At 67.7% G+C, this 18,819-nt stretch carries 18 protein-coding genes; 5 read left to right on the top strand and 13 right to left on the bottom strand.

The window, feature by feature from the left end:
* Window positions 1–15 precede the first annotated feature (15 nt).
* Complete coding sequence (locus G3T14_RS10245) at window positions 16–1,053, bottom strand: ABC transporter substrate-binding protein (protein ID WP_163642339.1); 1,038 nt, start codon at window positions 1,051–1,053, stop codon at window positions 16–18.
* 314 nt (window positions 1,054–1,367) lie between these two features.
* On the opposite strand from G3T14_RS10245, the gene G3T14_RS10240 reads away from it, so the two are divergent.
* A complete protein-coding gene (locus tag G3T14_RS10240; protein WP_163642337.1) occupies window positions 1,368–1,769 on the top strand; it encodes a DUF3597 domain-containing protein in 402 nt (133 codons plus the stop codon).
* 128 nt (window positions 1,770–1,897) lie between these two features.
* On the opposite strand, the gene G3T14_RS10235 is transcribed toward G3T14_RS10240, so the two are convergent.
* The 3 genes from G3T14_RS10235 to G3T14_RS10225 form a co-directional block, all read right to left on the bottom strand.
* Window positions 1,898–3,853, bottom strand: a complete 1,956-nt coding sequence (locus tag G3T14_RS10235; RefSeq protein WP_163642335.1) for a Hint domain-containing protein — start codon at window positions 3,851–3,853, stop codon at window positions 1,898–1,900.
* Between the two features lie 368 nt (window positions 3,854–4,221).
* Window positions 4,222–5,307, bottom strand: a complete 1,086-nt coding sequence (locus tag G3T14_RS10230; protein WP_163642520.1) for a polyamine ABC transporter substrate-binding protein — start codon at window positions 5,305–5,307, stop codon at window positions 4,222–4,224.
* A 59-nt stretch (window positions 5,308–5,366) separates the two neighbouring features.
* Entirely contained in the window at window positions 5,367–5,726 is a 360-nt protein-coding gene (locus tag G3T14_RS10225; RefSeq protein WP_163642333.1) for a RidA family protein, read from the bottom strand.
* Between the two features lie 248 nt (window positions 5,727–5,974).
* Between G3T14_RS10225 and G3T14_RS10220 the strand changes: the two genes are divergently transcribed.
* Window positions 5,975–6,241 carry a GlsB/YeaQ/YmgE family stress response membrane protein gene (locus tag G3T14_RS10220; protein ID WP_163642332.1) on the top strand — a complete coding sequence of 89 codons (267 nt, stop codon included), beginning with the start codon at window positions 5,975–5,977 and terminating at the stop codon, window positions 6,239–6,241.
* Between the two features lie 54 nt (window positions 6,242–6,295).
* On the opposite strand, the gene G3T14_RS10215 is transcribed toward G3T14_RS10220, so the two are convergent.
* A complete protein-coding gene (locus G3T14_RS10215; protein WP_163642330.1) occupies window positions 6,296–6,517 on the bottom strand; it encodes a DUF2892 domain-containing protein in 222 nt (73 codons plus the stop codon).
* A gap of 213 nt (window positions 6,518–6,730) precedes the next feature.
* On the opposite strand from G3T14_RS10215, the gene G3T14_RS10210 reads away from it, so the two are divergent.
* Window positions 6,731–7,168, top strand: coding sequence for a translation initiation factor 2 (locus G3T14_RS10210; RefSeq protein ID WP_163642328.1), 438 nt, complete (start codon window positions 6,731–6,733; stop codon window positions 7,166–7,168).
* Window positions 7,169–7,255: 87 nt separating this feature from the next.
* Here G3T14_RS10210 and pnp read toward each other — a convergent pair whose 3' ends face one another.
* A complete protein-coding gene (pnp, locus tag G3T14_RS10205; RefSeq protein ID WP_163642326.1) occupies window positions 7,256–9,427 on the bottom strand; it encodes a polyribonucleotide nucleotidyltransferase in 2,172 nt (723 codons plus the stop codon).
* Window positions 9,428–9,639: 212 nt separating this feature from the next.
* Entirely contained in the window at window positions 9,640–9,909 is a 270-nt protein-coding gene (gene rpsO / locus G3T14_RS10200) for a 30S ribosomal protein S15 (protein WP_163642324.1), read from the bottom strand.
* Between the two features lie 243 nt (window positions 9,910–10,152).
* Between rpsO and G3T14_RS10195 the strand changes: the two genes are divergently transcribed.
* A complete protein-coding gene (locus G3T14_RS10195) occupies window positions 10,153–11,613 on the top strand; it encodes an amino acid permease (protein ID WP_163642322.1) in 1,461 nt (486 codons plus the stop codon).
* A 375-nt stretch (window positions 11,614–11,988) separates the two neighbouring features.
* On the opposite strand, the gene G3T14_RS10190 is transcribed toward G3T14_RS10195, so the two are convergent.
* The 3 genes from G3T14_RS10190 to G3T14_RS10180 form a co-directional block, all read right to left on the bottom strand.
* Window positions 11,989–12,636 (bottom strand): class I SAM-dependent methyltransferase, encoded by a 648-nt coding sequence (locus tag G3T14_RS10190; RefSeq protein WP_246733179.1) that lies wholly within the window; start codon window positions 12,634–12,636, stop codon window positions 11,989–11,991.
* Window positions 12,633–13,880, bottom strand: coding sequence for a DUF3419 family protein (locus tag G3T14_RS10185; protein WP_163642321.1), 1,248 nt, complete (start codon window positions 13,878–13,880; stop codon window positions 12,633–12,635). The genes G3T14_RS10190 and G3T14_RS10185 overlap by 4 nt, the downstream gene beginning before the upstream one ends.
* A 132-nt stretch (window positions 13,881–14,012) precedes the next feature.
* The gene (locus G3T14_RS10180) at window positions 14,013–14,822 is read right to left on the bottom strand and encodes an exodeoxyribonuclease III (protein WP_163642319.1); all 810 of its coding nucleotides are present in this window, start codon (window positions 14,820–14,822) and stop codon (window positions 14,013–14,015) included.
* Between the two features lie 167 nt (window positions 14,823–14,989).
* On the opposite strand from G3T14_RS10180, the gene G3T14_RS10175 reads away from it, so the two are divergent.
* Window positions 14,990–15,739: a lysophospholipid acyltransferase family protein gene (locus tag G3T14_RS10175; protein WP_163642317.1), complete on the top strand. Its 750-nt coding sequence runs from the start codon at window positions 14,990–14,992 to the stop codon at window positions 15,737–15,739.
* A 670-nt stretch (window positions 15,740–16,409) separates the two neighbouring features.
* Here G3T14_RS10175 and G3T14_RS10170 read toward each other — a convergent pair.
* The 3 genes from G3T14_RS10170 to G3T14_RS10160 form a co-directional block, all read right to left on the bottom strand.
* Window positions 16,410–17,354 (bottom strand): AraC family transcriptional regulator, encoded by a 945-nt coding sequence (locus tag G3T14_RS10170; RefSeq protein ID WP_348645250.1) that lies wholly within the window; start codon window positions 17,352–17,354, stop codon window positions 16,410–16,412.
* Window positions 17,355–17,548: 194 nt separating this feature from the next.
* Complete coding sequence (locus tag G3T14_RS10165; protein WP_163642314.1) at window positions 17,549–18,448, bottom strand: outer-membrane lipoprotein carrier protein LolA; 900 nt, start codon at window positions 18,446–18,448, stop codon at window positions 17,549–17,551.
* A 186-nt stretch (window positions 18,449–18,634) separates the two neighbouring features.
* Window positions 18,635–18,819 (bottom strand): DNA translocase FtsK (locus G3T14_RS10160; protein ID WP_163642312.1); only part of this gene is annotated, 185 nt, incomplete at its 5' end.

Genomic DNA, 18,819 nt, shown 5'->3' with positions numbered 1-18,819 from the left:
GTGACGGACGGCACTCTATTGCGCGGTCGCCTTCTCGTAGTAGCGCGCGTCGAACAGCCCATCGAGGGGCACGTCCTTGTCGAGGGCGCCGATGGAGACCTGATAGGCCTGCATCGCCTTGGTGGCCGCCACGATGGCGCGCGGATCGGCGGTGAACTTGGCCGCCGGGGAGGTCAGGGCCTTCTGGATCGTCGCGACATCGGTGATGCCCTTGCCGAGCGCCGCCTCGACCGGGATCGCGGCGCGGGCAGGATCGGACTTCAGCAGGGCGGTGGCGCGGATCACCGAGGCCACCAAGCTCTCGACGGCGGCCGGGTTCTTGTCGGCGAAGGCGCCCGAGACGGCGACCACGGTGCCCGGCTGGTCGGGGAACATCTCGCCGCCGGTGGCGATCAGCGTGATGCCGGGGTTGCGCATCTGGACGATCGTCAGCGCCGGCTCGCGGATCGAGGCGCCGTCGACGGCGCCGGCCAGCATCGCCTGCTGCGTCGCGTCGATGCCCATCGCCACCACGTCGGCATTGGCCTTGTCGGTCTTGGCGACCTGCCACAACCAATATTGCAGGGTGGTGTTGGGCACCGAGCCGAGCGGCTGCGTGGCGAGCCGGGCCGAGCGGCCCTCCTTGGCCTTGAACTGCCGGAACGCCTCGGCCTTGTCGACGCCACCGGCGAAGTAGGGCGCGAGCTTCGGGCCGGCGACGAACACCATCTCCTCGATGGCGGTGGCGGCGACCACGCGGACGTCGATGCCCTTGGTGCGGGCCACCGCCAGCGGCGCGACGCCCGCGACGTAGACGTCGATGGTGCCCGAGGCCAGGGCCTGGATCATGTTGGGGCCGGACTCGAAGGTGGTGAAGGTCGGCGTCAGCCCGGCGGCCTTGAGCCAGCCCTCGCCGTTGGCAACGAAGATCGGCGCCGCGCCGACCACCGGGATCACGCCGACGCGCAGGGCGACCGGGGCGGCGACCGGGGCGGCGGTCTGGGCCGCAACGGGGCCTGCGGCGAGGAGGCCGGCGAAGGCGGAAAGGCAAATCGCGAGAACGGGCAGGCGCATCGGGCGGATCCGGGACGGGACGAGGCGGGCAGGGCGGCTCGGGTCTGGCCGAGGCCGGGGGGCAGTGCAGCGGGCAGTGGCACGCACCGCATCACCACGCAAGAATCGGCCTGCCGATCCGCCGGGGATCGACAATGTTTGGAATTTCATCCCGTCCCGCGCCGCATCGGGAGAACTTTCGCCTCCGCGAAAGGCGGTGGTCTGTCGGCGGCGCAGCGTCTATCTCAGGGTTGCGGGGAACGGGACGCGCGGCCCTCCCGTTGTCTGCACGGCCCGGCAGACCAGCCGCCAACGATCAGAATGGGAATACCGTCATGAGCCTTCTCGGTAGCATCGTCAGCAAGATCCTCCACCCGTTCGGCGGCGGCGACGCGCAGGCCAAGCCGTCCGAGGCCGCCCCCTCCGCGAGCGGCTCCGACACCGCGGCCGCCGCCCCGGCCGGCGGCGGCACCTCCGAACCGGTGGATGTCGAGGAGGTGCTCAACGGCATGGCGGCGAAGAATTCGCAGTCGCTGAACTGGCGCACGTCCATCGTCGACCTGATGAAGCTCCTCGACCTCGATTCGAGCCTCACCGCCCGTAAGCAGCTCGCCGACGAGCTGCACTACACCGGCGACAAGGAAGATTCAGCGACGATGAACGTCTGGCTGCACAAGCAGGTCATCAAGAAGCTCGAAGAGAATGGCGGCAAGGTGCCGGCCGACCTCAAGGACTGACATTTTCCCGACGACCCCCCCGCGCGCGAAAACGCGTGGGGGCATGGGTTGGGACTGTCGTCACAGCGGAAAAGCGGCCGCCTCGAACCTCAGCCTCTGCGGAGAGGGTGATCACTCCTCCGATGGTCTTAAAGAAAATCGCTCATGATCGTATCGCCGCCGTTCGGCCAGTCCGCCTGAGCGCTGAGATGCGCGGCGAACACGCTGTCGAGGCGGCGCCGCTCGGCTTCGACCTTGGGCCCCTCAACGGCGACCGGGCGGCAGCGGCCGGGAAGCTCGGCAGGTGTGAAGTCCGGGTCCGCGAGCACAGAGCACGCGGCCGCTTCACCGAACCACGCGCGGGTGCCGCACTCGATGAAGGATTCCGCCGGCAGGCCCTCGGCCAGGAGGATGTCGTGGCCGTCGAGTTCGATATGCCAGTAATCGACGGTCTCGACACGCTCGCGCGCGATCGAGGTTCCGTTGATCAGGCACATGACCGGAACCAGCACGCCGCCCTCGTTGTCGGCGTCGGCTCCCACCAGAACGGGATGGCCGGGCGAGAGGCGCAGGTCACGCGCCGGTACGGCATGGCCGGACGGATCGGTCCCGAACGCGCCGGGCAGGATGCGGATGGGCCACTGGCGCGAAGGCACGGCATGCTCGGACGGTGTGATTCTGCGGTGCCCGATCCAACGGATCGAGCGGCGGCCGCCGGCGGCCGTCACCGCAACGTCGCCGACCCGCAGACCCTCCACCGCGACCTCCACTGCGCGACTGTCCCGGATCACGCCGATCCGGGTGCCGGTGGTGAAGCAGACGGGGTCCTGGAACTCGATGGCCTGGATGTTCGTCAAGGTGTCGACCGCACCGGTCGTCTTATCGGTGACGATCGTGTCCAGAGCGCCGACCTTGAGCACGGTGAAGTTCGTGCTCGCGCCGGTGATGATGAAGGTGTTGGTGCCGCCGCCGCCATCGACGCGGTTGTTGTCGGCGTTGCCGAAGATGATGTCGTTGCCCGCGCCGCCGATGGCCGTGTCGATCCGGGTACCATAAGCGATTCCGATGTTGTTGACGAGTTGTCCGGAGGCGCTGGCGCTGCTGAAGGTGCCGGGATTCAGGTTGATCGTGGAGTTCGTACGGTAGCCTGACAGGTCGAGCGTATTGTTTGTCCCGGAATTATAGAGCGTGACGACCGGAAGCTTGTTTACTGTAAAATCGTAGAAACTCTTCGACGCATCGGTGATATTGGCGTTGAAGCCGTAGGTTTGTCCGCCCGCGAAGGTGCTGCTCGTGGAGGCCCCGTAGATGCGCTGGATAGCGAGAATATCCATCATCATCGGCGTCTGCGGACTGCCCGTATCCGTGCCCGCGGACGTGAACTGCGTCCAATTCGTACCGGAGACGGGATAGTTCGCGTAATACCCGGCAGACGTGTCCGCCGGATCGAAATACGACATCACCGAATAGAGCTTGGAATCGTAGACGCCGCGCTGACCTTCGCTACTCGGCCCGTTGTAGCGACCGGTATGGCCGAGTCCGATCACGTGCCCGAGCTCGTGGGTCACCGCCGTGGTGAGCCAGGAATTGCTGGGGGTGAAGCTGTTGAATGTGTTGCTACCCGGGTCGATGGCAATTTCCGCCTGCCGGCCGAATGGCCCGTTGGGCGAAGCCTGCGCGGGAAGATCGGTCACTCCGGCGCCGGCGAGTCTGGCGCCATTTGCAGGGACGAACGTGTCGCCGCCGCTTCCAGTCGCCACAGAAAACTTCATTCCCGCCGCGGCCGGGTTCGCGGTCTCTTCCTTGAAGCTGATGTTGGCGATGTCGGACCAAAGCGTCAGGGTCTCGCTATAGGCCGCGCGCGCTTCGGCGGAGAGACCGGCATCGAACGTGTAGGTGACCGTTCCTCCAGGAGTTCCGGCCTTGCTCGTCGAAGCCAGGGGATGCGCGGAGGCATCATTGTACCATTTGGAAATGTAGGCGTTCCCCGGCCTCGTTTCCTCGACGTAATAGGTGAAGTAGGTGTCGTTCGCGATCGCACCTTTCTCGTCGATGCCGGTCATGAACGTGAGCTCGTCGAGCTGCGCCGCGTTCAGGTTTTCCATAGCTTTCCCGATCGACAGAATCCCGAGCGGATCAAGGCGCTCTCGTGTGACACTGTCGAACGAATTGCGAAAAGCGACAGTGGCCTGACACAAAGCGCAGGTTTCTGTCCGTCGATCATGAGGCAGGGGCGAGCGTCGGGGTCGATACCCTGCTTCGAGAACCCGGTCTCGTCGCGCGTCGGTACGGCCTCCCGCACATTCTACCGAACACTATCTCCCACGCCGATCATGGGCAGAGGTAGTCCCGGAGATGTCAGGCAGAACCGCAGTAATACCACGCACCATCAAGGCACGACCGCAGAAGGCATCCCGTTCCGGCTTGCTCATCTGTTCTTCTTTGAAAACCACGGGTTACTGCAAACGATGACCTACCGCCCCGTCCGGACCCGCGTCCAACTCCGCGTCACGAACTTTTGCGTCCGGTCATCCCAAGCTGCGTTCGTGAACAGCCGCTGCATCGTCGCCTCGTCCGGATAGATGCCGGGATTGGCGAGGATTTCGGGTTTGACGAATTTCTTGGCCGCCGCGTTGCCGCTGGCATAGGCGACGAAGTTGGTGTTGGCCGCCGCAACCTCGGGGCGCATCATGTAGTCGAGGAAGGCGTAGGCCTCCGCGAGGTGGGGGGCGTCCTTCGGGATCGCGAAGGCGTCGAACCACATCAGCGCGCCTTCGCGAGGGACGAAATAGGCGAGCTCGACGCCGTTCTTGGATTCCTCGGCGCGTTTCTTTGCCTGCATCACGTCGCCGGAATAGCCCACCGCGAGGCAGAGGTCGCCGTTGGCGAGCCCGTTGATGTATTCCGACGAGTGGAACTTGCGCACTGCGCCGCGCACCTTGAACAGCGCGTCGGTGACCTGGGAGATGTCGTCCCAGCGCTTGGTGTCCGGCTTGAGGCCGTAGGCCGGCAGCAGGCTCGGGATTAGGTCCTCGGGGCTGTCGAGAAGCATCACCCCGCAATCCTTGAGCTTGCCGATCAGGCTCGGGTTGAGCACGAGGCTCCAGGTGTTGAGGGCCTGGGCGGGGCCGAGGCGCTCCTTGACCAGGGTGAGGTTCACGCCGATGCCGGTGGTGCCCCACATGTAATCGACCGCATAGGCATTGCCCGGATCGTAGGCCGCGAGCCTCTGGGCGATCTCCGGCCAAGCATTGGCGAGGTTGGGGATCTTCGCCTTGTCGAGGGGCTGGAACACCCCGGCCCGGATCAACCGCTGCAGGAACGGGCCCGAGGGCACCACCACGTCGTAGCCGGAGCGGCCGGCGAGCAGCTTGGTCTCGAGGATCTCGTTGTTGTCGTAGGTGTCGTACACGACCTTGATGCCCGTCTCCCGGGTGAAGGCATCGAGCATCTTCGGGTCGATGTAGTCCGACCAGTTGTAGATGTTGACCACACGCTCGGGCGCGGTCTGCGCGCACACAGGCCCGCCGAGGCCGAGCGCCAGAAGCGCCCCGGCCATACCGGCGACGAGCGCGCGGCGGAGCGCTCGAGGCCGGCGGCGGTCCGCCGGGTATCCGATCACGAAGCGGACTTCACGGCGGTGACGACGATCTCCACCAGATATTCGGGTGCGGCGAGCTTCGCCTCCAGCGTGGCGCGGGTGGGCTTGTTGTCGGGTGAGACCCAGGGTTCCCAGGCCGCGTTCATCTCGGAGAAGGTGGCGATGTCGGCAAGATAGATGGTGGCCGTGAGAATGCGGCTCTTGTCGCTCCCGGCCAACGCCAGCAGCCGGTCGATTTCGCCCAGGATCTCCTGCGTCTGCGCGGTGACGCCGGTGCCCTCCACGGTCCCTGCGGTCTGTCCGGCGAGGTAGACCATGTCGCCGTAGGTGACGGCCTGGCTCATGCGCGGGCCGGATTCGAAACGCTGGATCGTCATGCTGATCGTAATGCCTTGGCGGAAGCCCATCGCGGCGGGCCGGAGCCAGCGTTGTGCCGTGGCGGGAGCCCGACCGTAAAGGGGGCAAGGTCAGCGGGGTATGGCCCGCTTGGGTGTGGCCCGCACACCGCATTGCGACAAAGTCGCTCGCATCGGCGCAACCCATCCCGCCATGCGGCGTTGCATGAGCACAAAACGGTCAAGTCCGGACGGTTCAGTCCCGATGGCCGCGTTTCGAGGATCAGCGCATGGGTATCATCTGGACCATCATCATCGGCTTCGTCGCCGGTGTCATCGCCAAGTTTATCATGCCGGGCAACAACGAGCCGGCCGGTTTCATCCTGACGACGATTCTCGGCATCGTCGGCGCCTTCGTCGCCACCTTCCTCGGCCAGGCGCTCGGCTGGTACGGGCCGAACCAGGGCGCGGGCCTCATCGGCGCCGTGGTCGGCGCCATCGTGGTGCTGGCGATCTACGGCTTCGTCGCCGGCCGCCGGTCCACCACCACGCTCTAAGCGAACCGCACCCTCTCGGGTGGAAGGGCGCCCCTCGGGGCGCCCTTTTTCGTATCAGGCTTCGTGCGTGATCGCCTTGACCGCGCAATGCCCGGTGGCGCCGCGGATGGCGAGGCCGGTGCCGACGATGAGGGCGGCGAGGCTCAGCCACTTGTTGGGCCGGGGCTGCGCCGCAGCGGCGGCGATCCCGAGCCCCAGCACCACCGACACGGCCCGCTCGGTGGTCGTCAGGTTCGGGGTTCCGCTGAAGATGTCGCTGATCATCGCATTGGCCATATCGGGTGTGCTCCTGTCGCGCTGTGTTGCGTCGCGGGGCGAACGCGGCGAGGGGGAGGGCGTTCCCGCCATGGGCGCCGGGGCGGTCCCGAAAAACATTTTGGCGACTTCGTCCACAACCCTCGTCGCGTTGAGCATTCCACACCCTTGCCGGGAACACGGAACCTCATCACAACCTCTGCGCCGACGAAGAATGCGGCATGGGGGGCAGGGATGAACACGAGAACCTTGAGTGCCGCGATCCTGATCGCGGCGGGTGTCGGCGCCTGCGGAAGCATCACGCGCGGCACCACCGAGAAGATGGCGTTCCTGTCGGAGCCGCCCGGCGCCACGATGACCACGACGAAGGGCTATGCCTGCCCGGCGACGCCGTGCTCCCTCGACGTGGAGCGGTCTGACGAGTTCGACGTCACCTTCGTCAAGCCGGGCTACCGGCCGGAGAGTGTACCGGTGCGGACCAAGGTGGTGGGCGCGGGCGCAGCCGGGATGGCCGGCAACGTCCTCGCCGGCGGCATCATCGGAATCGGCGTCGACGCCTATACCGGCGCGGCCCTGGACCATACGCCCAATCCCGTCAGCGTCACGCTGGTGCCCGACGCCCTGCCGAGCGCCCATCGCGCCCGGCGCCGGCGCGGCCAACCCGGCGTCTGATAAGGTGACGCAGCCTGCGACCCACGAAAAAGGCGCGGCCCCTTTCGGAGCCGCGCCTCGTTTCAATCTCAAGGTCGTGACGCGGTCTTATGCGTCTTGACGCGGGCCGCGGGCGCGGTCCTGGTCTGCATTGCGCTCGGCCTTCAGCTTCTCAGTGAGGTCCTCACCGGTCTCCTGATCGACGACCTTCATGGAGAGGCGGATCTTGCCGCGGTCGTCCTGACCGAGGAACTTGACCTTCACCTTCTGGCCTTCCTTGACCACGTCGCTCACCTTGGCGACCCGCGCGGCGGCGAGTTCCGAGATGTGGACGAGACCGTCCTTGGCGCCGAAGAAGTTCACGAAGGCGCCGAACTCCATCGTCTTCACGACGGTGCCGTCATAGATCATGCCCGGCTCGGCTTCCGCCACGATGGAGCGGATCCAGTTGTAGGCCGCCTTGATCGCCTTGCCGTCGGCCGACGCGATCTTCACCGTGCCGGTGTCGTCGATGTTGATCTTGGCGCCGGTCTTCTCGACGATCTCGCGGATCACCTTGCCGCCGGTGCCGATCACTTCCCGGATCTTGTCGGTGGGGATCTGCATGGTCTCGATACGGGGCGCGTATTCGCCGAGCTCGGGACGGGCGTCGGTGAGGGCCTTGGCCATCTCGCCGAGGATGTGGACGCGGCCTTCCTGCGCCTGATGCAGGGCGACCTTCATGATCTCCTCGGTGATGCCGGCGATCTTGATGTCCATCTGCAGCGAGGTGATGCCGGCTTCCGTGCCCGCCACCTTGAAGTCCATGTCGCCCAAGTGATCCTCGTCGCCGAGGATGTCGGACAGCACGGCGTAGCGCTCACCCTCGAGGATGAGGCCCATGGCGATGCCCGCCACCGGACGGCGCAGCGGCACGCCCGCATCCATCAGCGCCAGAGAGGCGCCGCAGACCGAAGCCATCGAGGACGAGCCGTTGGACTCGGTGATCTCGGACACGACGCGGATCGTGTACGGGAACTCGTGGGCCGGGGGCAGGATCGGGTGAATGGCGCGCCAGGCGAGCTTGCCGTGGCCGATCTCGCGACGGCCCGGGGAGCCCATACGGCCGGTCTCGCCCACCGAATAGGGAGGGAAGTTGTAGTGCAGCAGGAAGGTCTCCTTGTAGGTGCCTTCCAGCGCGTCGATGAACTGCTCGTCCTCGCCGGTGCCGAGTGTCGCCACCACGAGGGCCTGCGTCTCGCCGCGGGTGAACAGAGCCGAGCCGTGGGCGCGGGGGAGAGCACCGACCTGGCTTTCGATCGGGCGCACGGTGCGGACATCGCGGCCGTCGATGCGCGAGCCGGTGTCGAGGACGTTCCAGCGCACGACCTTGGACTGCGCTTCCTTGAACGCGGCCTTGACCTTCTCGGCCGGGAAACGGGCTTCGCCGTCGGCCGGGCACAGTGCAGCCATCACCTTCGCCTTCACGGCGTCGACGGCGGCGTAGCGCTCCTGCTTGATGGTGTTCTTGTAGGCGGCGCGCAGGTCGGTCTCGCAGACCTCCAGCACCGCAGCCTCGACATCGCCGTTCTCGGGCGCGGAGAAGTTACGGGGCTCCTTGGCGGCCTTCTCGGCGAGACGGATGATCGCCTCGATCACCGGCTGGAAATGCTTGTGGCCGAACATCACGGCGCCGAGCAGGATCTCTTCGCTGAGCTCCTTGGCCTCGGACTCGACCATCAGGACGGCGTCCTGGGTGCCGGCGACGACGAGGTCGAGGGTCGAGCCCTCGAGATCGGCGACCAGCGGGTTCAGGACATACTGGCCGTTGACGTAGCCGACGCGGGCGGCGCCGATCGGGCCCATGAACGGAACGCCCGACAGCGTCAGCGCGGCGGAGGCCGCCACCATGGCGAGCACGTCGGGATCGTTCTCGAGATCGTGGGTTAGGACGGTGACGACGACCTGAGTGTCATTGCGCCAGCCCTCGACGAAGAGCGGGCGGATCGGGCGGTCGATGAGGCGGGAGACCAGGGTCTCCTTCTCGGACGGGCGGCCTTCGCGCTTGAAGTAGCCGCCGGGGATGCGGCCGGCAGCGTAGGCGCGCTCCTGGTAGTTCACGGTGAGCGGCAGGAAGTCGATTCCGACCTTGGGCTCCTTACCCGAGACGACGGTGGCGAGCACCGAGGTCTCGCCGTAGGTCGCCATCACGGCGCCGTCGGCCTGGCGGGCGACCTTGCCGGTCTCGAGGACGAGCTTGCGGTCGCCCCACATCAGCTCTTCGCGTTGAACGTCGAACATGTCTTGGATCCTTTGCGGTCGGGCGAACCCGGCGCCGCCAGGGGCAAGACGGCCAGGGGTTTTTCGCGCATCGCGAAAAGCCCCTGGCGATCCTGTCCCCGGCCGGCGTGCCTTCAAGTCGCCCGGGTTTCGGGAGGCCGGACCCATTCCGGCAGCCCGCTCGATAAAACGCGGCCCCGAGCCTGGCCCGGGACCGCGTGAAACAGGCCGGCTTAGCGGCGGATGCCGAGGCGCTCGATGAGGCCGCGGTAGCGTGCCTCGTCCTTGCCCTTGACGTAGTCGAGCAGCGAACGGCGCTGCGAGACCATCTTCAGAAGGCCGCGGCGGGAATGGTTGTCCTTGCCGTGGGTCTTGAAGTGGCCGGTGAGGTTGCTGATCCGCTCGGTGAGGATCGCCACCTGGACCTCCGGAGACCCGGTGTCCTTGCCGCCCGTTGCGTATTCCTTGATGAGCGCGGTCTTGCGCTCTGCCGTGATCGACATCGCATGCCCTTTCAGATCGGGTTTTTCGGATCAGGCGGCTCCCATACGGGAAACCGCACAACGCTCGCAGCGGGCCTGTGCCGGGATGTCGTCCAGCACGGTCGCGTCCACAAGCAGCTTGTGCCTCGGCCCGGTTGTCACCGGTCGAAGCGCGGCGGACCATACACGAAACCGCACGGGATGCCAGTCCCGGCCGCACTGGCGCGAAGCTTGCCCGACGCCGTCGAGGGGGGAATTCCACGGATGTCCACAGACGGCCTCACGACGCGAAAGCCGCTCGCCGAAATCCTGAGCGCGGGAGCGCGCGCGGGCGACGAACCTGAACTCACCAAAAGCCTCTCGGCCTTCGACCTCGTGGCGCTCGGGGTCGGGGCCACCATCGGGGCCGGAATCTTCGTGCTCACCGGCACGGCAGCGGCGCATTATGCCGGGCCGGGGCTGACTCTGTCGTTCCTGCTCGGCGGCATCGCCTGCGCCTTCGTGGCGTTGTGCTACGCCGAACTCGCCGCGATGGTGCCAGCACCCGGTAGCACCTACACCTATGCGTACGCGACCCTAGGCGAACTCTGCGCCTGGATCATCGGCTGGGACCTCGTGCTCGAATACGCCATGAGTGCCGCCACCGTGGCGGTGGGCTGGTCCGGCTACGTCCGCAGTCTGCTCGGCAATTTCGGCCTTCACCTGCCGGCCATCCTGACCGCCGCCCCCGGCACCGGATTGCCGAACGGCGGCACCGCGCTGTTCGACCTCTCCGCCGCCGCCATCGTCGTCGCGCTGACGGTGCTGCTGGTACGCGGCAACCGCGACTCGACACGGGTCAACGCCGTGATGGTGGCGATCAAGGTCGCGATCATCCTCGCCTTCATCGGCATCGGCGCCGCCCATGTGGATGTCGGCCTGTGGTCGCCGCTGATCCCCGAGAACACCGGTCACTTCGGCGAATTCGGATGGAGCGGGGTCCTGCGCGGGGCGGGCGTGGTGTTCTTCGCCTTCATCGGGTTCGAGACCGTCTCGACCGCCGCCGGAGAGACGCGAAACCCGCAGCGCGACGCACCGATCGGGCTCATCGGCTCCCTCGTCGTCAGCACGATCCTGTACATCGCCGTAGCGGCGGTCCTCACCGGCCTCGTCCCCTACAAGGCGCTGGATGTCGCCGACCCCATCGCCAAGGCGGTGGAAACGATCGGACTCGGGCCGTTCTCGGTGGCGATCAAGATCGGGGCGATCCTCGGCCTGACCACGGCGGCCCTCGCCGCCCTCTACGGGCAGGCCCGCGTGTTCTACGCCATGGCCCGCGACGGGCTGCTGCCGCCGATGTTCGCGCGGGTGCATCCGCGTTTTCGCACGCCCGCCACCAGCCAGATCCTGATCGGCGGGGTGACGGCGATGGTCGCGGCCGTGGTGCCCATCGATCTGCTAGGCGAACTCGTGAGCATCGGCACCCTGTTCGCCTTCATGGTGATCTGCGCCGCCGTGCTGATCCTGCGCCGGAGCGACCCCACTCGTCACCGCCCATTCCGGGTGCCGGGCATGCCGGTGGTGCCGATCCTCGGCATCCTGTCCTGCCTCGGCCTAATGCTGGGCCTGCCGGGCGATACCTGGCTGCGCCTCGGCGCATGGCTGGCAATCGGGCTCGCGATCTATTTCGGCTACGGGCGCAGGCAGGCTCAGCGGTTTCGGAAAGTCGCGGCGACCGCGATTTGATCGAATTCTTTGGCGGTCTGTTCTGCCTTCGGCGCGTTCACCGGAGCAGGGCGCGTTCATGGGTGAACCAGACGCTCATCACGGCGGCCGACTGTCGTTGACGGTTCAACGTTTCCATCAAAAAGCGCGCCGAACGGGCGTTCGACGCGCTTTAAGGGAACCGAGCGGATCCACTCAGATTCGGGAAATTGACCTTCAAGCCGAGTGGCGGTTTGTGCGGCCGGAATAACGCCGGCGCAGGTAGGACGCGATCTTGGGGAGCAGGAAGGCGACGAGCAGTTTGCGCATAGGTTTGGAGGCTCCGAAAAGGGTATCTGGCCGCCACCGGGGCGACCCACTCGCGGACCCAATGCGATGTCGCGCCGGCGGTTCCGATTACGGTCGGCGCGTCACCACCCCGTGGACCGTGTAGCCGCCGAAACGCTGCCGGACCCGAGCCTGGAAGCCGGGCGCGGCGGCGACCTGCGCCAGCGCGGCCGGCAGCGTGGCGCGTGGGGTGACGGAGAAGGCGCCAAGCCAGCGGTTCAGCACGGCGCGGGCCGGGGCCGGCAATCCGGCCTGTCCGCCGAAATCCACCACGTGAAGTGCGCCGCCCGGCGCCAGATGCGCGACGGCGCGGGCCAGCACCTGCTCCCAGGGCGGGATCATCGACAGGGCGTAGGAGATCACGATCCGGTCGAACGCCGCCCGGCCGAACAGGGGTTGCGGATCGAAGGCCGTAGCGTCCGCTTGCGCCAACCGGATGCGCCCCGCCAGACTCGCGCGGGCGACGGCGCGCGCCGCGGTGTCGAGCATCGCCGCCGAGACGTCGAGGCCGTGGCAGACGGCATCCGGATAGGCCTTGGCGACGGCGACGAGGTTGCGGCCGGTACCGCAGCCGATCTCCAGCACGCTGCCGCCGGGGGGGACCGCCAGATCGGCGATCACCGCGTCGCGGCCGAGCAGGTAGAACTTGCGGCTGGCGTCATAGACGTGGCGCTGGCGCCGGTACATCCGGTCCATCAGCGACGCGGCTTCGCTCATCGGGCCCGCAGCCGATAGAGGTGGAAGCCGCCATAGATCGAGGAGCGGTCCTGCGCGGCGAGCGCCCGGCTCTCGGCCTCCGCATAGTCCCAGGCGTCGAGGATCGTTTGGGGCACCCGCCCCGGCAGGCATCGCTCGTCGGCGGCGGTCCGGAAGATCACTCGGGCGCCGGGCCGGGCGGTGCGGGTGATCTCGGTCCACAGGGCGGTGAGATCGGCATCGCTCATCCAATCCTGCGCGTCGAGGAGCACGTAGGCGTCGGCGCTCGAACCGGCGCTCGCAGCCAGGAACGCGGTCATCGATTGCTGGCGGTAGCTCACCCGCTCGGCCCGGTCCCGCACAGCCGCGAAATGCGCCGGCTGGAGATAGGGCGGCAGCGCCGCGTCCGGCCCCGGCGCATAGCCCCGCCCGAAGGCTTGCCAGGCGAAATAGTTGTCCTGAATCGGAAAGCCGCAGGCGAGGCGCTCGAGCCGGTGGCGCAGCACGTCGACCATGCCGCCGGACCGGTCCTTGGCGAGCGCGGTGTACTGCGCCGGCGGGATGCCGAGACCGTAGAGCGAGGCCGGCCGGCGGATCAGCCAGCGCACGAAGCCCTTGTCGAACAGCGGCGCCACATGGGCATCGAACAGCGCCCGCTGCTCCGGCAAGGTGCGCGCCCGTAGGACGGCCGTCAGGTCGCAGCCGTAAAGCCGGGCCAGACGGTGGCCGGCGCCGATGAAGCGGCCGAGGAGGCCGGTGCGATAGACGTTGTGCGCGAAGGCGGCGATGCGCCGACGCCCGTCGAACCGGCGGCCCTCCCAATAGGCGCGCGACACCGGATCGAGATGGGCCGCGATCCGTGAGTCGTAGGCCGCGACGTTGGCCTGCGTGTCGGCGCGACCGAAGAAGCGGAAGTAGCTGTCGTGGTCGGGCAGGTGCCGCAGGGCGGCAAGCTTCAGGCGCCCCAGCGCGATATGCGCGCCGTTGAGGTCGACGGCGCTGATCCGGGCGGGATCGGCGGTGAGGTAGGACAGAATGTTGCAGCTGCCCGACGCGATGGCGACCACGTGGTCGTCGGGTTTGAGCGCCAGCGCCGCCATGTCGACCACCGGGTCTTCCCAGATCTGCGGGTAGACGAGCCCGCTGAAGGCCAGGGTGAACAGGCGCTCCGAGAGACCGGCGCGGGAGAGCGCGCGGCTGCGGTGCACGGCACTGGTGAGGCCGAGGCTCGTCTCGCGGCGAACCGCCCGTGCTGCGTGGCTCATGCGGTGTGTCGGGCCCATCAGTGACGATGGACGCCGCCCCTAAGCCATCCGCATGACCGTCCGGTGACGCTCGTGTTCCGGACTGGTTACGCTGGCTTCAGGTCAACCGGGACCACCGCACGCGGCGGCGCCCTATAATTCGAGCGTCAGGGTCACAGGGGCGTGGTCGGACGGGCGCTCCCAGCCCCGGACATGGCGGGCCACGGTGACGTCGCGCACGGTGCCGGCCAGATCCGCCGAGACCCAGGCGTGGTCGAGGCGCCGGCCCTTGTCGGCCGCCGCCCAATCGGGGGAGCGGTAGCTCCACCACGTGTAGATCTTCTCGGGTTCGGGCACGAGCAGGCGCGCGCTGTCGACCCATCCGGCCTCGCCGCGCAGGGTCTCCAGCGCCTGCGTCTCCACCGGCGTGTGGCTCACCACGTCGAGAAGCTGCCGGTGCGACCAGACATCATGCTCCAGCGGCGCGACGTTGAGATCGCCCACCAGGATCGCCGGGCCGGCGACCCGGCGGCCGCCCCAGGCGCGCAGCTCGGCGAGGAAGTCGAGCTTGTGGCCGAATTTCGGATTGAGCGTGCGATTGGGTACGTCACCGCCGGCCGGCACGTAGAAATCGTGCAGGACGACGCCGGCGGCCTTGCCGGCTTCCGGCCCGAGCACCGCCGAGATGTGGCGCGCATCCGCGCGCTCGCAGAAGGCCATGACGTCGCGGGTGATCAGCGGAAACCGCGACAGGATCGCGACGCCATTGTAGCCTTTCTGCCCGGCGAAGACGACGTTCTCGTAGCCCGATCCGCGCAGCGCCTTCAGGGGGAACGCGTCGTCGGGGCACTTCGTCTCCTGCAGGCAGAGCACGTCGGGCTTGGCCTCGGCGAGGAAGCGCAGGACGAGGTCGATGCGCAAGCGCACCGAATTGATGTTCCAGGTGGTGACGGTCAGGCGCAAAGGTCGTCCGGCTCGCGTGAGGCTGAAAAACGTTTAAAGGAACGGGCGCGCGGCAGCGCGGCGCTTTCGCAATAGACCGAAAACGCCTGCCCCGTCGCCGAGGAAATGCCGCGGCCGGCCGTGATCCGATCGGGATCGCGGAACCGGGCGAGATCGAGGGTCGTCCAGTGTCGCGCATTCGCTCCGCGCTCTTCAACCTCTACTGGGCCGGGTGGACCGCGCTCTTCCTTGTGCCGCTGGTGGTGCTGGCGGCCCTCGGCAGCCCCGCCAAGCCCATTCGCGCGGCGACGCGGGCCTGGTCGCGCGGCATCCTGTTCGGATTGCGCCACATCGTCGGCCTGACCTACGTGGAGGAGGGGAAGGCGCACATCCCGGCCGAGCCCTGCCTCATCGTCGCCAACCATCAATCGGCGTGGGAGACGCTGGCTTTCCTCACCCTGGTCCCCAACGTCGCCATCGTGGCCAAGCGCGAATTGGTGGCGATCCCCATCGTCGGCTGGTTCCTGCGGCGCTCGCCGATGATCATCATCGACCGGGCCAACGGCACCCAGGCCCTGCGCGTCATGATCGACGAGAGCCGTGCCGCCGTCGCAGAAGGCCGCTCGGTGCTGATGTTTCCCGAAGGCACCCGCAACGGCATCGCGGAACCGGTGCAGTTCAAGCGTGGCGTCGAACTGCTCTATGCCAAGCTCGGGTTGCCGGTGCTGCCGGTGGCGGTGAATTCGGGCCTGTACTGGCCGCATGGCGGCTCGCGCCACAACCCCGGCGCGGTGACGGTGAGCTACCTGCCCGCCCTGCCGCCGGGATTGTCGGGCGCGGAGTTCATGCGCGGTACGCAAGGGGCGATCGACGCGGAGATGGACCGCTGGCGCAATCCGGGGATGCGGGCCGCGGTGCCCGGCGTTCCGGTCTCCTGAGCGCGAACGCCGGCGTTCGGGCCGCGGCGGCCTGAACACGGCGCCGCACCACCAGGAGACGAGGGGTTCGGCGCCCTCAGCAGGACGAGCAGTCCCGTGGCGAGCGCGGGTCGGGTTGCCGAAGTGCGAGGCGATGCAGCACCGCGAGGTGCTCGATCCGCTCCTGCGCACGCTCACGGCGGGCCGAGAATCCGATCCAGCGGGTGATGAGCGGCCCGCGGCGCCGGACGGCGCCCGTCGCCAGCTTCCTGGCCGACCGGACGTTCGCGAGACGCCGACTGGTGGCTGCCCCGGGCTGCGGCTCGGCGGCGGCGTCTCTGACATTGTCGTTCGAGGACCGGGGGCCTTCCGGGAGCGTGTGCTCCGACTCGGCCGCCCGAAGAGACGGCCGTCGCGGCCAAGCCTGGGTCAGGCTTCCGATGTCTGATGTTTCCGTCATGGTGAGCCGTGCCGTCCGCCGAGACCCAGCCCCGCGCGACCCACGCGCCGGGTGATCTCTTCCCTCCAGCGCCGATTGCCCAGAAAGCACGGCGCAAAACCCAGTTAAAGGTCGTCGGAGTATTGCGGTAGTGGAGTCGCCTTGCCGTAGCGTCCCAATATCTTGTCTGTGCGTTTCTGATCTGCCCCGTACGGGCGCGGACCTCGGAAGAGGCCATCTGTGACGCAGGTCTCAGCGGCGGTGCGTCGCCCTGACGTCGCGCGGCGTCATCCCGAAGCGGCGGCGGAAGGATCGGCTGAAGCTCGGAGCGTCGGTGAGGCCGCAAGCGAACATGATCGTGGCAACCGTGTCGGTGGCGGACCCGGATGAGGACAGGCGTCGATGGGCGCGTTCGAGCCGCGCATTGCGGATCGCGGCAGCCACGCCCGCTTCGTTCCGGAAAGCCGCGTAGAGCCGACTCCGGGAGATTCCGAGCGTCTTGCAGATCTCGGCCGGGCCGAGGGCCGGATCGTGCATCCGCCGTTCGATATGCGACACCGCGAGGGACCGGAGGGTCGCCTCGCTCGCCGGCATCGCGCTTTTCTGATCCTGCGCGTCGACGAGGCCCCGCAACAGATGCAGCGTCCCCTCCAGGGCAATGGCCACGTCCGCCTCGGACATGTAGGGGACCGCACGCGCGAAGCCGTGGACGTAGGACGAGAACAGCGTGCTCGGCACGCTCCCGCCCTGCAGGACACGGCCGGCGAGCGGCTCGACTTGGCCAACCTGCGCCAGGAAGGTGGCGCGCGGAACGAACAGCCGCACCTCCTCGTAGCGCTCGCTGGCCCCGGAGGCGAAGGGGCTGTTCAGTGCCCCGAACGAGATGTCCCCGGCTTCGACCCGCGCCCCATGGCTGCCCTGCTCGTGATACCCGCGCCCGCCGATGAGCAGGCTGATGGATACGTCGTCGACGCCGTCGCCCCGGATGTGATGCGCCCGGCGCTCGATCCCCACCGGATCGCTGCGGGTGTGGATCACGGTGGCGTGCCGGGTGACGGAAAGGGAGCGCTCGGCCCGGAAGGTGAGGGTCGGATCGGGAAGGCTCGCATCGACGCGGGCCAGGGCGGTGCTGCGCCAATAATCGAAGGCCTGCCGGTCGGCCACGCCTTGTGTCGACTGGAGCTCTGTGTGGATCACTGAAGCGAACCGATGGTCATCCGAGGCGGCAGGAGAGGCCCAGATGCTCGAACTCTCTGGGGCACGCAGACCTTCCAGCCCATCGAATACTGAAGAGCTTACGGATCCCATCCACTATCTGGATGCGGCTCCTCCTCCAAGAGTGCCGAGAAGACTATCCACCCTCCCGGCGAACTCGCCTTCGCCTCGCCCGACTACTGCGCGCGGATCTGCTTCTCGAGCGCCTTGTCCTCGGACCGGCCGTAATTGATGAAGAACGCCGAGACGTCGACGGCCTTGCCCTTCTGCAGGTTCGAGAGCTGAACCGTCGTCTGGTAGCCCTGCGGATCGGTGATCCGCCATTGGCTCAGGGTCTTGACCTCGGCGTCGAAGAACAGCTGGATCTTCGAGGTGCCGCCCAAGGTCGAGCGGTCTTCGAGCGAAATCCGCACCCCGCCCGGATCGTTCGAGACGTCCAACACCGACAGGTCGCGGGCGAGGTCGATCTTGTCGCGCAGCAGGAATTTCAGGGGTGTCTGCGAGATGAAATAGAGGTCCTGCGTCCCGAGCTTGCGGTCTTTCACCGCCACCGATGTTCCGTCGGCCACCACCTCGAGGGGGGAGGGGGCATCGTAGTCGAAGCGCAGGCGACCGGGCTTGGCCAGAGTGATCTTGCCGCCGATGCGGCGCCCGTCGGCGCCGATCTGGATGAAGCCGCCGGTGAGCGTGGTGATCCCGTTGAAATAGGCATTGGCCTGCGCGAGCACGCTGGACGGCTCGGCCTCGGCGGCGGCCACGGGAGAGCCCACGGCCGCGACCTTGGCCGCCGGCTCGCTCCCCGGCGCCTTCGCGGCGGCTTTCGGCGCCACGACCTTGTCGCCGGCCTTGGCGTCCTTGGCGGGTTTCGGGCTCTGCGCCACCGGCTTCTTCGGCGCAGCCGGGGCCGGCGGCGGGGCCACAGGGGCGGGCTCGGGCGCCGGGGCGGGCTCCTCCTTGCGGCCGAACAGGCCGTCGAGGAACGAGGAGACCTGAGCCGCGGCCGGCTGCGGCTGGACGAGGACGGCCGCGAGCACGAGCAGCGGACCGGCGGCGAAGCGATGACGGCGGCCGAGCATCGTGGACGGTCTCCTTGAGGGCGGGCGGGTACGGACGACGCCCGCTTAGAATCCCACGCTGTGGCGAATATGCGACGGGTGGGGCAGGCGGAGGAGACGGCGACGCCCGTTCTGCGGTCGCGGACCTCGGTCGTCCGATCCGTCCCGCCTCAGGTCGAGGGGGACGGATCGAAAAACCGGACTCGCTCAATCGTCGTCGTACATCATGCCGGAGGCGACGTGGCCGCCCTCCATCAGGATCTCGCGCTTGCCCGCGTGGTTGGCCGAGCCGACGATGCCCTCGATCTCCATCCGCTCCATGATCGAGGCGGCGCGGTTGTAGCCGATCTGGAGCCGGCGCTGGATGTAGCTGGTGGACGCCTTCTTGTCCC

It is taken from the genome of Methylobacterium sp. BTF04 (assembly GCF_010692745.1).
Taxonomy (GTDB): Bacteria; Pseudomonadota; Alphaproteobacteria; order Rhizobiales; family Beijerinckiaceae; genus Methylobacterium.
This window is presented reverse-complemented; position numbering and strand designations above follow the sequence as displayed.